Genomic DNA, 18,418 nt, shown 5'->3' with positions numbered 1-18,418 from the left:
TTTTCCAAACAAAAAAAGGCCTGATGGAATTCAGGCCTTTTTTTGTTTGGTTTGACTTCGAGTTAATTTATTCCTTTAAGTAATCTGCTCCATCTAATTTTATGGAAGAATGAAGCATCACGATCGAAACTCATCCAGATAAACAATGCCTTTCCAACCACATGATCTTCCGGAACAAAGCCCCAATACCTTGAATCTGTAGAATTATGGCGATTATCTCCCATCATCCAGTAGTAGTTCATTTTAAAAGTATAAGTAGTAGCCGGCTGATCGTTGATGTACCATTTACCTTCTTTTTGTTCAACTTTATTTCCCTCGTAAGTTCTGATGGCCCTATAATAAAGTGGCATGGTATTACTATCAATTTTTACCGTCCAGCCTTTTGCAGGGATTTTGACTGGTCCAAAATTATCTACATTCCATTTTCTATTGGGGTCCAATGGAAAAAGATTGCCATCGTTAGTAGAGGGTGGTGATACAGATAATTCAACAGATTTTACAAAATCAAATTGTTTTAATTTCTGAATCATTTCTGATGTTGCATTAGCGATGTACGTTTCTCCATCAAGCTGTTGCATTTCATTCACCTTAAATCCTAAATTGCTAAATACTTCAAGATTAACATTAGCGGTGGTTAAATGAATTTTATAAGGCATTTGACCTGTGTTTTTTAAGGGCTCAGATTTACCATTGATGCTGACTATTCCATTTTGCATACGAACAACATCTCCGGGGATGCCAATACACCTTTTAATGATATTCTCTCTTTTATCTACCGGCCTGCTGGTAACGGTATATTGGCTGTTTACAGTTTTCCAATCAGACTGACGGATCAAATTATAATAACTGGGTTCCTGATTTTCAAGAGCAACCGTATCGCCTACAGGTAAGTTAAAAACCACCACATCATTCCGCTTGATTTCAGATAAACCCGGTAAACGATAATATTTCCATTGAATGCCATCCCAATATGCCTTGGTACCAGTTAAGGGCATGGTATGATGCGCAAAAGGAAATGCCACGGGTGTCATTGGGATTCGGGCACCATAATTCACCTTACTTACAAAAAGGTAGTCGCCAATCAAAAGCGATCTTTCCATCGATCCTGAAGGAATGGTATAAGCTTCAATAAAGAAAACACGAATAATGGTTGCTGCCACTACTGCAAAAACAATCGCATCTACCCATTCCCTGGTTTTGCTCTTCTTCTTTTTATGATCATTTTTCTTCTTCCAGATTTTCCAGTTCATCTTAATGATTGATATTGTGGGTTTTAGATGAAGAGAAAGGTTTTTTGTTACAGGAGGTATAGTGATGTAGCTATTTCCCCCTGCGTTGGCTTGCCTCGGCTACCGATGAAAAATCGGTGCAGGTCAGCCGCCGAATGGCTTTTACTTTTGGCTTGGACCAAAAGTAACAAAAGTCCAGGGCTTTGATCTGATGTCGGATAGCAGGGTAGTAATAACCTGATTTATCTTTTAATTCGACCATATTGTCATTCAGAGCGTAGCGAAGAATCCCTGCGATTTTTAACCACCAACTTCATTATTACCGAACCAAATCTAACACAAGTCACGTATAATACGTATTCCACGCCCTTTCCCTTCCGGAGAAAGGTGCCATTAGGCGAATAGTGTGGCCTTTTACCATTAGAACCAATAAAAAAAGCGCTTTGATTTACATCAAAACGCTTCTAAAATTTTATTCTATTTATTAGTGAATCCCGCTGAATAATCTGCTCCAGCGTATTTTATGCAGGAATGAACCTTCACCATCAAAGCTCATCCAGATAAATAAAGCCTTTCCTACTACGTGATCTTCTGGCACAAACCCCCAATAACGTGAATCTGCAGAATTATGGCGATTATCACCCATCATCCAGTAATAATTCATTTTAAAGGTATAAGTAGTGGCTACTTTATCATTAATGTACCAAACCCCACCTTTCTGTTCTACCTTATTGCCTTCATATGTTCTAATGGCACGGTAATAAAGTGGCATGGTATTGCTGTCAATCTTAACCGTCCATCCCTTTGCCGGTATTTTAATCGGACCAAAATTATCTCTGTTCCATTGTCTGTTTGGATCATGAGGAAATATACCGCCAGCTTCTTCACCAACAGGATCAGGATTCATCACAACTGATTTTACAAAATCTAAAGTTTTAAGTTTCTCTACAATCTCTGGTGATGCATTGACTACATAGGTATTTGCGGCTATCGCCGGACTACTTCCCAAATCAAGTTTGTACTCATCTAAGGCTGAGTAGTTAAAATCCATGGTTTTAAACTCAATACGGTATGGCATCATCCCTGTACTTTTGATAGGCTCAGGCTTACCATTTACACTCACTACACCGGCAGACATAGACACCACATCGCCTGCTATACCAATACATCTCTTAATGTAATTCTCACGCTTATCAACAGGTCTGTCTATAATGGTATAGGTATTTCTAACCTGCTCACGTCCACTCATCCTAACCAGATCATAATAACTGGCATCTTGTTTCTCCACAGCGACGGTATCGCCTTCTGGAAAGTTAAAAACCACTACATCATTTCTTTTAATATCTGATAAACCTGGCAAACGACGGTATTTCCATTGAACGCCATCCCAATAGGCCTTGGTAGATGTGGTTAGTGGCATGGTATGATGTGCAAATGGAAAAGCCACTGGCGTCATCGGGATACGAGCACCATAATTTACCTTACTTACAAAAAGAAAATCGCCGATTAATAAAGAGCGCTCCATTGATCCGGATGGAATGGTATAAGCCTCGATAAAGAAAACACGAATAATGGTGGCAGCCACTACTGCAAAAACAATGGCATCTACCCACTCGCGGGTTTTGGTTTTTTTCTTCTTTGTGGCATCATTTTTTTTCTGCCAGAATTTGTAGTTCATATTTTTATCTGTTGGTTAACGGTAAATCCGGTAACTATTATCTGCATTATTTATAATTATACTGTTTTTTATTGATCTGTTTATCACCTCGTCGGTTAATACTCAGATTGAAGATTACTCAGATCAATAACAATTCAGTATTTAAACATTTAGCTCTATTCAAATATATCGGTAATACTGAAAAATCCTTTCTTATCTTTTAACCATTCTGCAGCAACCACCGCACCCAAAGCAAAACCCGCTCTGCTATGTGCGGTATGTTTAATTTCAATCTCATCCACCTCACTGCTATAAATCACCGTATGTGTTCCTGGTATATTTTCAATCCGGTGAGATTCGATCAGTAATTGGTCTGCCTTTGGAAACAATTCAACATCAGTTCCTACCACTTCATTTAACCATTCCGATTTACGTTCTAAATGATCAACAATTCCTTCAGCGATGGTGATGGCTGTACCACTTGGCGCATCTAATTTTTGGGTATGGTGAATCTCTTCTACCTGCACTTCATAAGCCGGATAATTGTTCATCAGCTTTGCTAAGGCCTGATTAAGCTTAAAGAATAAATTTACACCTATACTAAAGTTAGAACCATACAACAGGGTATTGTTACTGCTATCGCAATCATTTTTTACATCCTGCAATTTTCCGTACCAACCAGTTGTACCCACCACTACCGGAACATTGGCATCAAAACATGCATCTATGTTACCTAACACCGAATCAGGCGTACTGAAATCGATGGCTACATCGGCACTTTTTAAATTTTGCCTCGTTAAATCTTCAAGATTATCAACTGATATTTTTAACACGATTTCATGACCACGTTCCTGCGCAAATTTTTCAATAATCTGCCCCATTTTGCCATAACCTAAAAGCGCTATTTTCATCTGTATTATTTTATTGTTAAAAGTGATGAAGCGATCATGATCTTAATTATTTTGTGGTATAATTCTGAAAGATCCTGATGGTTTCATATTCATTAAAATGTTAATGATAGTTTTAATGCTGGTGTCGCATTTAAACCATACATGGTATTTGTATTGATCACTGTTGGATGAACCTGAAAAGTCAGGTTATCATCAATATTAAAAAAGTGTAACCGGGCTGCTACGTAAGCATCCACTATATTGGCGGCATACAGTAAACCATAAGAGAAAATCACAATCTGGGAATTTCTTTTATAAAGACTTTTTCCATCTAATACACCTTGGTCGGAGTATTGGGTTAAGTCTAGCTTTTTGTTAGGATTAAGTTCACGGTATTGAGCCTCATCCAAAAAACGGTTGTAATTTTTTCTGCTTTCGATATATGATAAAGTAAGCGCAGTGAAACCACCATAAATGGCTACTATTTTACCCGAAGTATAGATTTTCTGAAGCGTCTGGCTTTTTCCTGCTCTGGTTCCATACCCATCATTAAGCAATTGCATATTGTATAACTGCCCCCATCCCGGAATAATCATCGATCTGAAAACAGCCTTGCGACCAGCAACCTTACCTGGATTAACATACTTTGCTTTTGCAGAATCCCGTCGGGACATCACTTTTGGCGAATCTACTTTTACAGGTTTACCTTTACGGCTTTTTAGCGTATCTGTTTGCTTTAACAAGCTATCTCTTACCTGGGCAGAAGCCAGGCTTATAAGAAAAAATGTAAAGAAAGAAACCAGAATTAAAAGCTTGTGAATGCGCATTACCAGTCTAATAATTCTAATATTCGATTTAAATCATCATCACTCATGAAAGGAATTTCAATTGCTCCTTTACCATTCTGACTTACTTTCAATTTTACCCGGGTGGCAAATTTAGAGGCTAAATCATCCTGCAATTTCTGATACTGCAAGGAAGCCCCTTTTGCTTTGGGTTTCTCTTCTACTTTTAAAGGCGCATGATGCAGGTTTCTAACCAATTCTTCTACCTTACGAACGGATAAACCTTTTTCTAAAATTTTCTGATGGATAAATAACTGTTTATCAACACCATCAACATTAATTAGTGCCCTTGCATGGCCCATTGAAATTTTTTGATCGCGGATAGAAGCTTGAATGGCTGGTGGAAGTTTCAGTAAGCGGAGGTAATTGGTTACCGTTGTTCGGTTTTTCCCTACACGCTCGCCCAGTTGTTCTTGTTTTAAACCTACCTCATCAATCATTCTTTGGAAACTCAAAGCCACCTCAATGGAGTTTAAATTCTCCCTTTGGATATTTTCGATCAATGCCATTTCCAGCATCTGCTGATCGTTAGCACTGCGGATATAAGCCGGGATTTGTGTTAAACCTGCTAGTTTAGAAGCCCTGAACCTACGCTCGCCAGATATTAACTGATACTTGTTTGCACCGAGTTTCCTTACGGTGATGGGTTGAATTAAGCCCTGAACCTTGATGGAATCTGCCAGTTCGTTTAAAGCAACCTGATCAAATTCTGTACGTGGCTGGTATGGGTTGGTTTCAACTTCAGTTAAACTAACATGACTGATGTTGCCGATTTGTTCAGTTTCGCTTACCGCATTTACCTGCTGCTTTGGTGGATGAGCAGATTCGCTATCATCTAAAAGCGCACTTAACCCTCTTCCTAAACCTGTTTTTCGCTGAAAAGATGTCATCTATAATTTATAAAGTTGCGGTATCTATATTTTCTTCTTCCTTTAACAGGCCATTTTTCTTCACTATCTCTCTGGCCAGGTTGAGGTAATTAATGGCTCCTTTGCAGTTTGCATCATGCATAATTACAGAAACACCATAACTTGGCGCCTCACTCAATCGTGTATTACGCTGAATAATAGTATCAAAAACCAATTCATGGAAGTGTGTTCTTACTTCTTCCACCACCTGATTTGATAAGCGTAAGCGCACATCATACATAGTAAGCAAAATACCTTCTATTTCCAGATCAGGATTTAAACGGTTTTGCACAATTTTTATAGTATTTAGTAATTTCCCTAAACCTTCAAGTGCAAAATACTCACATTGAACCGGAATAATTACTGAATCGGCCGCTGTTAAAGCATTAATGGTAATTAAGCCCAATGATGGAGAACAGTCAATAATAATAAAATCATACTGATCTTTAATCTTCTCTAAAACCGCCTTCATTTTGTATTCACGATTATTGAGGTTAATCATCTCAATTTCGGCACCTACCAGATCAATATGCGCTGGTAATAAATCCAGATTTGGCGTATCGGTTTTCTGAATTGCCTGAGCAGGATCAATGTCATTGATGATACATTCGTAGATACTGTCTTTAATATTCCGGGGATCGAAACCGATACCTGATGTTGAATTTGCCTGAGGATCAGCATCTACCAATAAAGTTTTGTATTCTAATACGGCTAAACTGGCAGCCAGGTTTATAGATGAAGTTGTTTTACCAACACCACCTTTTTGATTTGCTAATGCAATAATTTTGCTCATCTATCTATCCGAAATTTACTTAACGTTTATTTGGGCGCTGTTTATTTATGCCGATTAATTGGCAAAAAGTTCTATTTTTGCGTTAATTACGCCCTTTTTATCAATCAGCTAAGATACAAACTATATAGCAATTTTAGCAATCGGGACTTTCGGGTTTTGAACATCTTATTAACAATTCATCCATGATTACCATAATAGCAGCCACCAACAGACCCAATAGCAATACGTTAAAAATTGCCAATTATTATCAATCACAATTGAATTTAAGGGGGCAGGAAGCAAATATGCTTAACCTGGAGCATTTACCTGTAGACGTATTAAATACAGACATGTTTGGCAAACGCTCGATAGCTTTTCAAAAAATACAGGATTTGATTACACAAACAACTAAGTTTCTTTTTATCATTCCTGAATACAATGGCAGCTTCCCTGGCGTATTAAAAGTACTCATTGATGCTTGTGATTTCCCTGGTAGTTTTTATGACAAGAAGGCTTGCCTGGTTGGAATTTCTTCAGGCAAATATGGAAATATCAGGGGTGTGGATCACTTTACTGGTGTTTGCCATTACATCCACCTTAATGTGTTGCCACTTCGCATTCATATTCCAAATATTAAACAGGAATTAGATTCATCAGGAAACTTAATTCAGGAAGATACGATTAAGTTTACAAATGAACAGATTGATAAATTTCTTCGTTTTTAGGCCAGGATTAAAGAGATTTCCAGGATTTAAGGATCATGATAGATAGATAGATAGATAGATAGATAGATAGATAGATAGATAGATAGAAAATTCAATCATACGCGCCTGCGCTCGTTTCCAAACGAGCGCATAACAGTCTAACGATTCAATCGTTGATATCTATTAAAAAGAAAGATGTTAATATGCAACAACTATTTTTCGCGCCTGCGCTCATTTCCAAACGAGTACATAACAGTTTAACGATTCAATCGTTAATATCTACTAAAAAGAAAGATGTTAATATGCAACAACTATTTTTCGCGCCTGCGCTCGTTTCCAAACGAGCGCATAACAGTCTAACGATTCAATCGTTAATATCTACTAAAAAGAAAGATGTTAATATGCAACAACTATTTTTCTAATGCATAAACAGCAAAAGACGCCAACCAATGATCTCCACCATAATTACCAGCAAAAACAAGTGGTAGGGCATTGGCTAAAAACCGATCGGCTGTTGCTTCAAAATGCTTTTTTAGTTTATGGTTTTGTGGTAATTCTTTAGCGATTCCCTTCATACACCATGCCCTGGTAAATGATAAACCAACCAGATGAACACCCTGGTAATCATTTATATCGCTAATTATCGGCAAATCACTGATGCGTTTAATACTTTTCTCTTCATAGAATTTATTTAACCACTTTACAAATTCTTTATTTGGCAATACCCGCCTCATTAAGTCGGCTATTTCCAGGCTTGGTGAAAAGAAATCTGATCCATCCGGTTCGAGATATGCAGGTGTTGCGGTATTATCCAGATAAAAAGCTTTGGCCTTCTCATCAATTTGCTTTTCAAAATCAACATCTTTAAAAGTCTTGGCCCAATCTAAGGCGAAAACTAAACCAAATGCCGTATTGGGATGAACACCCGTCCGGTTTGGATAGGTTTGTTTAGGCAGATAAGACTTCCAGAGTTTCAATATTTGTTGCGTTAGCGGTTGCAAAGCTGCGTACCATTTCTTTGCATCAGGATTATCCCACGTATATAATTCCTGATCAAGCTTTAATAACCACGCCCATCCGTAAGTCCGTTCATAGGTATTGGCTACCTGGTATTTCGTAAAATATTCCGCCTCAGCCTTCATTTTTTCAGGAGTAAAGGTTTTGTTGAGCTGGGCAACAATTTCTGGTTTATTTTTTAAATCTGGAATGGTTTTCAGCAACCGAATCAGCATCCAGTGACCGTGAACAGAGCTATGCCAATCTAAACAACCATAAAATGCAGGGTGCAATTCACTAGGCAACAATCGGCCATCCACCGCGGTGTTGGCCACATGAGATGTTTTATTTGGAAATTCCTGACCAATGCATCCCAAAGGCATCTTTGAAAGTTGATCAGCCACATCTGCTGTTAATGTTGGAACAACTTGTGCACGAACTAACAAGGATGAAAAGAAAAGAATAACGATTAAGATAAGTTTTTTCATAACGAAATTGAATTTAATGCATTTAGATGATGTAGGCTTATTGGTTGTTTTTGGCCACAACCAGTCCGCTACTTCGGCCTTTGTTACGCGCCAAAACGAATCCACTTATCACCTTCATGACCAAAAATAAAAGAGCCAGGGTGTAACATTTCAGCCATATCTTCAATTAAAGACACTACGTTTTCAGCAGATTTTTCCCGATTAACATCATCATTAAGCAAGATAATCCGATTGTTTTTCACTGCCTGCCAATCTGAACTTAAAAGGGATGGCACTTCCCGCATTAAATCCGTCAGAGTCTTTTCAGGCTGATAGTAAATAATAAATACTGCACTCATGATATCGGCTTCTATCATTCCACCAGCGAAGGCAATTTCTTCTGTAAAATAATAGCCAGGGGTATTGCTTACATCAAGCACGGCCACCGGCACCTTTTCCATAAATTTAATTTTGTGCTCCACAATATCCAATCGTTCTTGTAAATCTTCCCGAATTGTGGCATCAAGGCCGATAAATAAATCGTTTAAAAAAGACATCTGCATTAAATTTATTAATTTGTGCAAAAATAACAATCCTTATTTCATGCGAGCCTCATTTAATTATATATTTTGGATTTTCATTAGCATTATTTTCACTTCATGTCATCAGGATGCCGAAAATGGCGACAAAAAAACATTTAATATTAATCTTGACCAAGGTTTAACATCAATTGATCCGGCTTTTGCCCGCAACCAGAATGCCATCTGGATGACCAATCAAATTTTTAATGGCCTGGTACAAATCGATTCTAATCTTCAAAGTGCACCATGCATCGCTAAAAGCTGGAAAATATCTGATGATGCCTTAACTTACACCTTTAATCTGCGTAACGATGTTTACTTTCATGATGATCCGACTTTTAAAAATGGCAAAGGCAGAAAAGTAATCGCCAGAGATTTCGCTTACAGTTTTTACCGGTTAATCGATCCTAAAGTAGCTTCTTCTGGTGGATGGATTTTTAGCGATAAGGTAAAAGATCAGCATAATTTTGTCGCCTTAAATGATTCTACCTTTCAAATTAAACTCGTAAAGCCCTTTCCTCCACTCATGAATTTGCTCACCACTCAATACTGTTCCGTGGTGCCAAAGGAAGTTGTTGAACATTATGGAAAAGATTTCAGAAGCCACCCGATTGGCACTGGCCCCTTTAAATTTAAGTACTGGAAAGAAGGTGAGATCCTGGTTTTATTAAAAAATGAGCATTATTTTGAGCATGATCAAAAAGGAACCAAGCTGCCCTACCTGGATGCGGTAAAGGCGACATTTATTACTGATAAGCAAAGTGGCTTTATGAGTTTCCTGAAAAAGGATTTAGACTTTTATTACAATGTGGATGGCAGCTACCGCGATGACATTCTAACCAAGAGTGGCAAAATGGTTTCTAAATATAAAGGCAAATTCACCTTAACCAAAAGCCCCTATCTATGCACGGAGTATGTAGGTATTTTAGTCGATACCAATTTGGCCATTGTAAAGAAATCGCCATTAAGAATAAAAAAGATCAGGCAGGCCATTAATTACGCTATCGACCGTGATAAATTAATCCGGTATTTAAGAAATGGAATTGGCATAGCGGCCACATCCGGATTTATCCCAAAAGGAATGCCTGGTTTTGATAGTTTAGCTGTTAGGGGTTATACTTACAACCCTGTTTTATCCGCCAGATTATTAAGAGAAGCTGGTTTTCCTGAAGGAAAGGGGTTGCCTGAAATTACATTAAACACCACAACCACCTACAAAGATTTAATTGAATTTATACAGGGCGAATTGACCAATATTGGAATGAAGGTTAAAATTGATGTGAGTCCGAGTGCAAGTTTAAGAGACCTGATGTCCAAAAACAATGTAAACTTTTTTCGAGGCTCCTGGCTGGCTGATTATGCTGATGGCGAGAATTTCCTCTCGATGTTTTATTCCAAAAACAAAGTACCCAACGGACCAAATTATTTTGCCTTTTACAATAAAGAATTTGACCAGCTGTTTGAACAAAGCTATTATGAAACCAATGCCGACAAACGTTTCGAACTTTACCGAAAAATGGATCAGCTGGTTATGGATTATTCGCCGGTAGTTCCCTTGTTTTATGATCAATCTGTAGTAATGCTTCAAAACAACATCAGCGGATATGCTTTTAATGCTTTAAGCTTAATGATTTTAAAAAACATAAAGAAGAATTAATTTTTCATAAGTTAGTAGATAGATCAAGAAACTTATTTATACCTATACACCTTCACCTACTGGTTGGTGGGAGACCATAAATATTCAGAAAATTTCATTTAGGATTTCTGCCAATGAGATACCAACCGAAAGATTTTACGCAAAGCCCTTAATGGTTGGTGTCTCACCAACCAGCTAAGATTTTATCTGCCGATGAGATCCAACCGATAAAATTAAAACCTTATTGATCCCACCACAATCTGGTTGTTCTCGGAACATCAACCGGCACATTCGCACTGTTTTTACTTCTTTCGCCCTGAGGATAATCCAGTCGACGTATGAAAGTTGGCAATGCAGCATTTACCGGCATGGTGAAATCCTTGTACTTATAATCAAAACGGCGGGCATCATTCCAGGCTTCCGGATTTAAATAAGTGGCTATGTATTTTTCTTTAAAAATTAAGTCTTTCGTTAATGCAGCTGCACCAACTGCCACCGTTGGTTGTGCCATATACGCTTCTTTATCTGTTGTTGAAACCTGGAATTTATCCATATTTGCCCGGATGGCTGCTAAATAGGCGGCATATGATCTGGCCCGATCAGTATTAAATGCAGCTTCAGCTTCAATAAATTTTAATTCTGCATAAGTCACGATAAAAATTGGCGACGTATTTCCACTCCATGGAGAATTGCGTGAGATGTAGTTTTCATCTTTTCGGGTATTGGCACCCGGAGCCCGGTTTCCTGCACCATTAATTGTCCCAATATATTTCCCATCTACCGTTAAATCTGTAATTTTTGGCAAACGCGGATCAAATACACCATAGGTTGTTCCATTTAAAGCGTCGATCAACTGCTCTGAAAGCCAGCCACCAAGTGATTGTTGTTCGTTATTCAAGGCTACTGTTGCCCACGGACTGCGTTCTCTAAAGGTCTGCATTCTGGCATCATCGTCATTACTGGCAAATGATTTACTTACAGCATCTAACACTGCTGAAGGATTATAAGTGCTGGACTTGCTCACCTTATTCAGCAAACGGGCCTTTAGTGCATAAGCCATTTTTAACCAGTTTGCCCTTTCAGTAGAAGCTGTTGTGCCATAAATTAAATCGCTGGCTGCAGCGAGTTTGATCGCAGAATTAGTTTTAGACAGTTCTGTAATGGCCTCATCTACCAGTGCTAAAGTTGACGTATAAACATCTTGCTGCTTATCATATTTTGGCACCAGGTTGTTAATGTTGAACGCTTCGGAGAAAGGTGCATCGCCCCAAAGATCATTGACCATTATCAGGTTATAAGCAATTAATACATCGGCTACACCTTTATATTCACTTGAATTTTGTGTTACGGCCAGTTTCTTCATTTCATTGGCATCAGCCATAGCATAATAAAGCAAATCCCAGGTTGCACTGAAATCAATAGCCTGATAGGTATCTCCGGCACCATTGGCCGCAGGGTTAGCCGTGTATTGCACGTATGGAAGAATAATACTGGCCACACTATAATTATTAAAACCGGCTTTATAGGTTGAAGTAGCCAGCAAAGCATTTAAACTTGGTGTGGCCACCTGGTTTGGATTATCAGATAGTTTATCAAAGTAGCTATCTTTACAGCCCTGCAAACTTAATGTTGCAACAATAGCTGATAACAAAGTATATTTTATAATCTTTTGCATCTTAATTCTTTTTAAAAACCAACATTAAGGGTAAACATGATTGTGCGTGCTGATGGATAGGTAAAACCTGCAGAGCCATCATTGTTACTGCCCGAGTCATAAGAACTCGATTCTGGATCTACGCCATAATATTTAGTCCACAACCATAAATTATTTCCTGTTACAGATAAGGATGCGTTTTTAATGGCTTTCGCTGGCAGCCATTGTTGAGGGAATCTGTAACTTAAACTAGCCGAACGTAAACGAACCCATGAAGCATCAGAAACAAAAGGTTCTGAAACGTTTCTATACAGAATACGATAGTAACCTTCACCGTAGTTTACATTATCTGGGCCCAAACCCTGCCCCATATAAACAGGCTTGGTATTGGGTTGTCCATTAGCCAGCACCCCATCAAAAACTTTGGTGGTTCTTCTATCTGCCGTATAATCCGGAAGGCCAAAAGCAGAATAGAAATCTTCCAGCCAGTTGTATTTTTCGAAACCTAAGCGGGCATCAAATAATACATTTAAGCTAAAATTCTTATAACTGAAGTTATTACCGAAACCAATAATATAATCTGGCTGTGAGTTACCTAAAAGTTTTTGCTTCCCTCCTGAAATACTTGGAAACCCATTGGCACCAATAAGCAAGGGCAGATTTTTATCTAAAATCGTCGGATCTTCTGCCTGCGTTCCATAGTACCTGTTAAAATAACTTCCATAAATATTACCATATGACTGGCCTTCAATCAATTTCATGGTTACGCCTGCATTGCCATAACCCCTTGCTGCACCATAAACAATTTCAGTAACGCCATTTGGCATAGAAAGCACCTTGTTGCGGTTTGCAGAAAGATTAAGGTTTACGCCCCAGTTAAAATCTTTTCCAACAATGGGCTTACCATTAATGACCATTTCTACCCCCCGATTTCTGATATCACCTGCATTGATTGATTTGGTGACGTAACCCACAGCAGAAGACACCTGTGTTTGGATAATCTGATCTGTACTCAATGAGTAATAATAGGTTAAATCAAAACCTAATCGATTTTTAAAGAAAGACATCTCTAAACCTGCTTCATAAGTATTGGTAAACTCTGGCAGTAAATCAGGATTCCCTAAATTAGAACCGATCGTTAAACCACCAGTTCCTGATGGTAAATTAAGGTATGGGGTATAACCAGTAAAGGTAGAATACTCCGCTGCATCCTTCCCAATGCGGGCATATGATAACCTTAGTTTGGCCTGACTAATGACTGTTGGCAATTTAAACTGATCAGAAAATACATAACTTAAACTGGCCGATGGATAAAAGAAAGATCTGTTCTCTTTTGGTAAGGTAGAGCTGATATCATTTCTCCCTGTAACGCTTAAGAAAAGGAAATTTTTATAATCAAAAGTGGCCTCTCCAAAATAGCCAACTAAACGTTTCTCTCTTGTGGCCTGGCTTGGCGTCAGCACGCTCGCATTCTCCAGGCTGAAGAAGTTGTAAATCCCTAAAATACTCCCTAATGTTCCGGTTTCTTTAATTCTTCTATCAAATAGTTCCTGCCCCAATCTTAAAGTTCCGGTAATATCTTCACCTAATTTTGTAGAGAGTGTAGCCACAAATGTGCTGTTCAATGTTCTAAACTTCGAATTATATTCTCCATAGTAACCCTGATCATTATCATACATGGCCTCTCCGGTATACATCGGCCCACGGGCGGTTCTTACCCGGTTTTCATTATAGGTATCCACTCCAAAACGATAAGAAAAGTTTAACCATTTGGTTGGATCATATGTTAAACTTGCTCCCGCAATGTAACGATTCACATCCCCTTTCAGTTTATTATTGGCCGTACCCCATATTGGGTTATTAGTGCCGAGGTATTTTTGTGAGCCATCTGCATTCTGGTAATCTGCCACATCATATCTTGGCGAAAAATAAGCCAAACCCTCGCCAAATCGATCGGCACTGTAGGTATAACCTCCAGAATTGGTAAAGTTCATATTCACAGAAGCCTTTAATTTCGGACTAATAATGAAGTCGGTATTCAGTCGCCCGGAGAGGTTTCTGTTATCAGTATTCGGCATCATACCTTTTTGGTATAATTGAGAAACAGAAGAGAAAAACTTGACTACATCACTTCCTCCGGTTAAAGAAATGGAGTTTTTAATTTGCTGACCAGTACCAAAAGCCTGATCGTAATTATTATAAAGCTTATCCGGGTGAGTTGGGTCAATCAGTTTAGCTTCTGCAATGGTTGGCCCCCAGGCAGGCCCGATGCCACCAGGTGGATTAGTGTACACGCCAAGCACACCCTGCGTATATTCCGTTTGCACTTTCGGACTAATTAACACTTCATCAAAACCATAACTGCTGTTAAGGTTAATTTGGATTCCATTTTGCTTACCTCTTTTTGTGGTGATAACTACCACTCCATTTGCGCCTCGCAAACCATAAAGTGCCGTTGCAGCCCCACCTTTTAAAATATTAATGGTCTCAATATCTTCCGGATTAATATCTGATGCCCTGTTGGTTACCCCTCTTGAACCATAAGCATTTCCACTGGGGTTTGCACCCTGGGTTGAAGTAGTGTTATCAATCTGAACACCATCAATCACATAAAGCGGATCGCCAGATCTGTTCGGATCTATGGAATTTACCCCTCTAATCCTAATGCTGGCGCCTTGCCCCGGGCCACCACCTGTGCTTGATATGGTGGCTCCAGCAACTTTACCCTGTAAAGCATTAATTAAGTTGGGCTGATGGTTAAAATTAAGATCCTTCTCACCTACAGTTTGTGCCGCATAACCTAATGATTTCGCCTGCCTGGTAATCCCTAATGCCGTTGAAACGGTCACTTCCTGAAGCTGTTGAGAATCAGAAGAAAGGGCTACAGTAATGGTAGTTCTCTCGCCTACAGTAATTTCCTGCATTTTATAACCCACTAAACTAATTTGTAGAATAGCAGCAGTAGAAGGAACCTGAATAGTGAAAGCACCGTTTCCATCAGTAGATGTTCCGGTGGTGGTACCTTTAAGTTTTATACTTGCTCCAGGCAATGGCCCACCGTCATCTGTAGCAGTAATTTTCCCTGTAATGGTTTTTACCTGGGCAAAGGAAGATAGCCCGGCAAGTAAAATACATAGAAAAAAAAGCGAGGTAAAGACTTTTTTCATATATCAAGAATTTAGGTTGTTGATTGTTAGCATATGCAAGATAGGCTTTTAGCATAAAAAAGATGCAGAAAATTTCAATGAATACGCAAAAAACCGCATCGCATAACAAATACAACATAAAAGGTAGCAAAAACAGGCAAGAAAAACTAAATCAGCACTAAAAAAAACTTCTTCTTGGTGTATTTTATACACTATAATCTTAACCGCAAAAAAAAGAGCTTTCAGATTTAACTGAAAGCTCTTAAAAAACCTATTTAAATGGGGTTTTACTGTTGCAACCCTCCACCCATTCCGCCACCTTGCTGCTGATCTTGTTTTATATCGTCGTTTTTAATTTTTTTCTTTTCGGTAAACTTCAACTTACCAAATGAATAGCTAAAGTTTACACCAAACGAGCGTAATGGATAATAAACGTTAGTACTTTGGAAAAGTGTACTTACTTTATTTCCTACAGTAGTAACCGAGTTATTTACTGTTTTAATGTGTAAATCACGGGTAAAAGGGTTTAAGGTATTAATACCGATAGAACCTTTTTTATTCCAGATCTCTTTTTTTAATGATGCACCATAAATTAACATGGCATCTGTTTTTCCTTGATAAGTTCTACGTGGTGAGTTAACCACACCAAACAATTCGAAGTTATAGCCTTTACCAAAACCATAAGCTGAGCGGCCAAAAATATTATAATTTAAGAACGTTCCTGTGCTTACTCCTGTTTGTGAATTGCTCACTTCATAAGTATTCACTCCAAGGTTAGTCATTAATGTCCATTTGGGTTTTGGGTTATAAGAAGCAAATAAGTTGGCTCCATAAGTTTGCGCTGTACCTACGTTAATATAGGTAGTTAAGGTTTTTTCAAATCCTCCCTCGCTAATTGGCATAATTGAGCTTTCAATCACACCTCCGGTACGGCGGTAAAATACGGAAGCATTAATTACTGATCCTTTAATAAAAGTAGAGTAGCCCAGTTCAAGGTTATCACTTAATTCAGGGTTTAATGTTGGCTCTCCCTGGCGGATATTAAACTGATCACTTTCATTACGGAATGGGTTTAAATAAGTTAAACTTGGTCTTTGTACCCTTCTGTTATAACTTAGTTTTAGCGTCGCATTTCCTTTTAAAGTACGGGAAAGAATAGCACTTGGAAATAAATTGAAGTAATCATTTTTTTGCGTACCACCTTGTATGGTATTAAAATCTATGCTGGTATATTCTGACCTTAACCCACCTTTGAAATTATATTTTTTACTTAGCTTAAAACTAATAACCCCATAGGCTGATGCCACATCCTGATTATATTCAAAATCTTGTGCTGAATTGTTAGAAAACTCACTGTTAATGTTCCTGAAAATACCTTTAGCACCCACTTCTAATATTGTCGATTTGCTGAATGGGTAAGTATAATCTGTTTGTGCAGTGTATTCTTTATTTTTACCAGTATTGCTATTATTTACCTGAGGAAATGAGCTGCCAATAATTTCGTTTTGGAAATCTGTAGTGTTTCTTCCTGATGACACCTGACCCGAAACCGTAAATTCTTCACCTTCCTTTTTAGTGGTATGTTTATAATCTACATTCCAGTCAAAGTTATTGAAACCCATATCCATGTCACTAATGTTTTTAAGTGGAACACCATTTAAAATATAATCAGCACTTCCTGGTCCGCCATTAGAGAAGTTATTGTATTTAATAGTGGAGCTCACATTATTGTAAGCATTAAAATCGTAATCCGCACCGAAGCTTCCGTTGTAACCTTGGCGGCTCCATTTAGAAACGCCATCCTGAAGGATAGTGGTTACACGAGATAAACCGGCAGAATCTGTGCGGGTATTATTCTCAAATAATATACGTGAGTCTTGAGCATAAGCTAAATTGGTCCCTAAACTTGTATTTACACTTAACCTACCTGTTTTTGCAGTTAAGTTAAAGGCACCATTATTTTGTCTGGTTCCTGCAGATGCATTTACACTTCCACTTACCCCTTGAGCATTTGATTTTTTGGTAATGATGTTAATAATCCCTCCTGAACCTTCTGCATCATACTTAGCAGACGGACTGGTAATTACTTCCACACTTTTAATCTGCTCTGCCGGAATCATTTTTAAAGCATCGGCCACACTACTGGCCATTGTTCCCGATGGTTTGCCGTTGATTAAAACCCTAACCGCACCACCGCGTAGCTGAACGTTACCATCCACATCTACTGAAAGCATCGGCACTTTACGCATCACATCCGTGGCATCACCGCCTGCATTGGTTCCGTCAGCCTCGGCATTGTAAACCATTCTATCAATTTTATTTTCGATTACGGCTTTGGTACCCTGCACCTGCACATCAGCCAAAGAATTTTCTGTAGATGAGATATAAATGGTTCCTAAATTCTGATCTGGCTTAGCCGGTGTAGTGGTTACGCTGATGGATTTGGTTTTGTAACCCATAAATCCAATCATTAGTTTATAAGTATCCGGAGCCACATTTTGCAGCGATAACTTTCCTTTCGGATCAGTTACACCACCATTTACCGATTTATTATCTTTAACATTAATTAAGGATACCGTTGCGTAATCTATAGGCTGCTTGGTTACAGAATCTAAAATAGTTGCCGTTACACGACCGAAAACTGTAGGCTTTTTTGCACCTCCACCGAAACCTCCAGCAGGAAATTGGGCTTTAACCGTTACAAATGTTCCCAGGATCAGGAGTGAGAGTAAAATTTTTTTCATTATAATTTGTTAGTCTTTGGTTTATTAGTCTGCGCAAATTGCATTTTGTTACAATGCTTTTGAATAGTTTTTACGCCACTACGTTAATTTAGTCGGCAAAGGTGCAACTTTTATCGGTAAAATACAGATAGACAAGAGAAAAGGTTAAACTTTCCTTATCCAAAACTTAAAATAACGAACAAAAAAATA

At 38.4% G+C, this 18,418-nt stretch carries 13 protein-coding genes; 2 read left to right on the top strand and 11 right to left on the bottom strand.

What is annotated here, in order from left to right:
* Window positions 1-62 precede the first annotated feature (62 nt).
* The 6 genes from lepB (AN34_RS15010) to AN34_RS14985 all read right to left on the bottom strand — a co-directional run bounded on the left by lepB (AN34_RS15010) (window position 63) and on the right by AN34_RS14985 (window position 6,322).
* A complete protein-coding gene (lepB, locus tag AN34_RS15010; protein ID WP_029286765.1) occupies window positions 63-1,250 on the bottom strand; it encodes a signal peptidase I in 1,188 nt (395 codons plus the stop codon).
* A 463-nt stretch (window positions 1,251-1,713) separates the two neighbouring features.
* Window positions 1,714-2,907 carry a signal peptidase I gene (gene lepB, locus AN34_RS15005; protein WP_029286763.1) on the bottom strand — a complete coding sequence of 398 codons (1,194 nt, stop codon included), beginning with the start codon at window positions 2,905-2,907 and terminating at the stop codon, window positions 1,714-1,716.
* Between the two features lie 155 nt (window positions 2,908-3,062).
* Window positions 3,063-3,797 carry a 4-hydroxy-tetrahydrodipicolinate reductase gene (gene dapB / locus AN34_RS15000; protein ID WP_029286762.1) on the bottom strand — a complete coding sequence of 245 codons (735 nt, stop codon included), beginning with the start codon at window positions 3,795-3,797 and terminating at the stop codon, window positions 3,063-3,065.
* Window positions 3,798-3,889: 92 nt separating this feature from the next.
* Complete coding sequence (locus AN34_RS14995) at window positions 3,890-4,603, bottom strand: DUF5683 domain-containing protein (protein ID WP_051666620.1); 714 nt, start codon at window positions 4,601-4,603, stop codon at window positions 3,890-3,892.
* On the bottom strand, window positions 4,603-5,511 hold the full coding sequence (locus AN34_RS14990) for a ParB/RepB/Spo0J family partition protein (protein ID WP_029286759.1): 909 nt from the start codon (window positions 5,509-5,511) through the stop codon (window positions 4,603-4,605). Before AN34_RS14990 ends, AN34_RS14995 begins: the two co-directional genes overlap by 1 nt.
* Before the next feature lie 7 nt (window positions 5,512-5,518).
* A complete protein-coding gene (locus AN34_RS14985; RefSeq protein WP_029286757.1) occupies window positions 5,519-6,322 on the bottom strand; it encodes a ParA family protein in 804 nt (267 codons plus the stop codon).
* Between the two features lie 182 nt (window positions 6,323-6,504).
* Between AN34_RS14985 and AN34_RS14980 the strand changes: the two genes are divergently transcribed.
* Window positions 6,505-7,026 (top strand): NADPH-dependent FMN reductase, encoded by a 522-nt coding sequence (locus tag AN34_RS14980; RefSeq protein ID WP_029286756.1) that lies wholly within the window; start codon window positions 6,505-6,507, stop codon window positions 7,024-7,026.
* Window positions 7,027-7,415: 389 nt separating this feature from the next.
* Here AN34_RS14980 and AN34_RS14970 read toward each other — a convergent pair whose 3' ends face one another.
* A complete protein-coding gene (locus AN34_RS14970) occupies window positions 7,416-8,489 on the bottom strand; it encodes a DUF2891 domain-containing protein (protein ID WP_029286753.1) in 1,074 nt (357 codons plus the stop codon).
* Between the two features lie 83 nt (window positions 8,490-8,572).
* Complete coding sequence (locus tag AN34_RS14965; protein ID WP_029286752.1) at window positions 8,573-9,025, bottom strand: hypothetical protein; 453 nt, start codon at window positions 9,023-9,025, stop codon at window positions 8,573-8,575.
* A gap of 46 nt (window positions 9,026-9,071) precedes the next feature.
* Between AN34_RS14965 and AN34_RS14960 the strand changes: the two genes are divergently transcribed.
* Complete coding sequence (locus AN34_RS14960; protein WP_029286751.1) at window positions 9,072-10,706, top strand: ABC transporter substrate-binding protein; 1,635 nt, start codon at window positions 9,072-9,074, stop codon at window positions 10,704-10,706.
* 220 nt (window positions 10,707-10,926) lie between these two features.
* Here AN34_RS14960 and AN34_RS14955 read toward each other — a convergent pair whose 3' ends face one another.
* The 3 genes from AN34_RS14955 to AN34_RS14945 all read right to left on the bottom strand — a co-directional run bounded on the left by AN34_RS14955 (window position 10,927) and on the right by AN34_RS14945 (window position 18,229).
* The gene (locus AN34_RS14955; protein WP_029286749.1) at window positions 10,927-12,360 is read right to left on the bottom strand and encodes a SusD/RagB family nutrient-binding outer membrane lipoprotein; all 1,434 of its coding nucleotides are present in this window, start codon (window positions 12,358-12,360) and stop codon (window positions 10,927-10,929) included.
* Between the two features lie 11 nt (window positions 12,361-12,371).
* A complete protein-coding gene (locus AN34_RS14950; RefSeq protein ID WP_029286748.1) occupies window positions 12,372-15,506 on the bottom strand; it encodes a SusC/RagA family TonB-linked outer membrane protein in 3,135 nt (1,044 codons plus the stop codon).
* A 266-nt stretch (window positions 15,507-15,772) separates the two neighbouring features.
* Window positions 15,773-18,229: an outer membrane beta-barrel family protein gene (locus AN34_RS14945; RefSeq protein WP_029286746.1), complete on the bottom strand. Its 2,457-nt coding sequence runs from the start codon at window positions 18,227-18,229 to the stop codon at window positions 15,773-15,775.
* Between the last annotated feature and the right edge of the window lie 189 nt (window positions 18,230-18,418).

The organism is Pedobacter sp. R20-19 (assembly GCF_000708265.2).
GTDB lineage: Bacteria > Bacteroidota > Bacteroidia > Sphingobacteriales > Sphingobacteriaceae > Pedobacter.
This window is presented reverse-complemented; position numbering and strand designations above follow the sequence as displayed.

Coding starts and splice junctions, on each gene's coding strand:
- lepB (WP_029286765.1), bottom strand. CDS start 1,250: ATGAACTGGAAAATCTGGAAGAAGAAAAATGATCATAAAAAGAAGAAG.
- lepB (WP_029286763.1), bottom strand. CDS start 2,907: ATGAACTACAAATTCTGGCAGAAAAAAAATGATGCCACAAAGAAGAAA.
- dapB (WP_029286762.1), bottom strand. CDS start 3,797: ATGAAAATAGCGCTTTTAGGTTATGGCAAAATGGGGCAGATTATTGAA.
- AN34_RS14995 (WP_051666620.1), bottom strand. CDS start 4,603: ATGCGCATTCACAAGCTTTTAATTCTGGTTTCTTTCTTTACATTTTTT.
- AN34_RS14990 (WP_029286759.1), bottom strand. CDS start 5,511: ATGACATCTTTTCAGCGAAAAACAGGTTTAGGAAGAGGGTTAAGTGCG.
- AN34_RS14985 (WP_029286757.1), bottom strand. CDS start 6,322: ATGAGCAAAATTATTGCATTAGCAAATCAAAAAGGTGGTGTTGGTAAA.
- AN34_RS14980 (WP_029286756.1), top strand. CDS start 6,505: ATGATTACCATAATAGCAGCCACCAACAGACCCAATAGCAATACGTTA.
- AN34_RS14970 (WP_029286753.1), bottom strand. CDS start 8,489: ATGAAAAAACTTATCTTAATCGTTATTCTTTTCTTTTCATCCTTGTTA.
- AN34_RS14965 (WP_029286752.1), bottom strand. CDS start 9,025: ATGTCTTTTTTAAACGATTTATTTATCGGCCTTGATGCCACAATTCGG.
- AN34_RS14960 (WP_029286751.1), top strand. CDS start 9,072: ATGCGAGCCTCATTTAATTATATATTTTGGATTTTCATTAGCATTATT.
- AN34_RS14955 (WP_029286749.1), bottom strand. CDS start 12,360: ATGCAAAAGATTATAAAATATACTTTGTTATCAGCTATTGTTGCAACA.
- AN34_RS14950 (WP_029286748.1), bottom strand. CDS start 15,506: ATGAAAAAAGTCTTTACCTCGCTTTTTTTTCTATGTATTTTACTTGCC.
- AN34_RS14945 (WP_029286746.1), bottom strand. CDS start 18,229: ATGAAAAAAATTTTACTCTCACTCCTGATCCTGGGAACATTTGTAACG.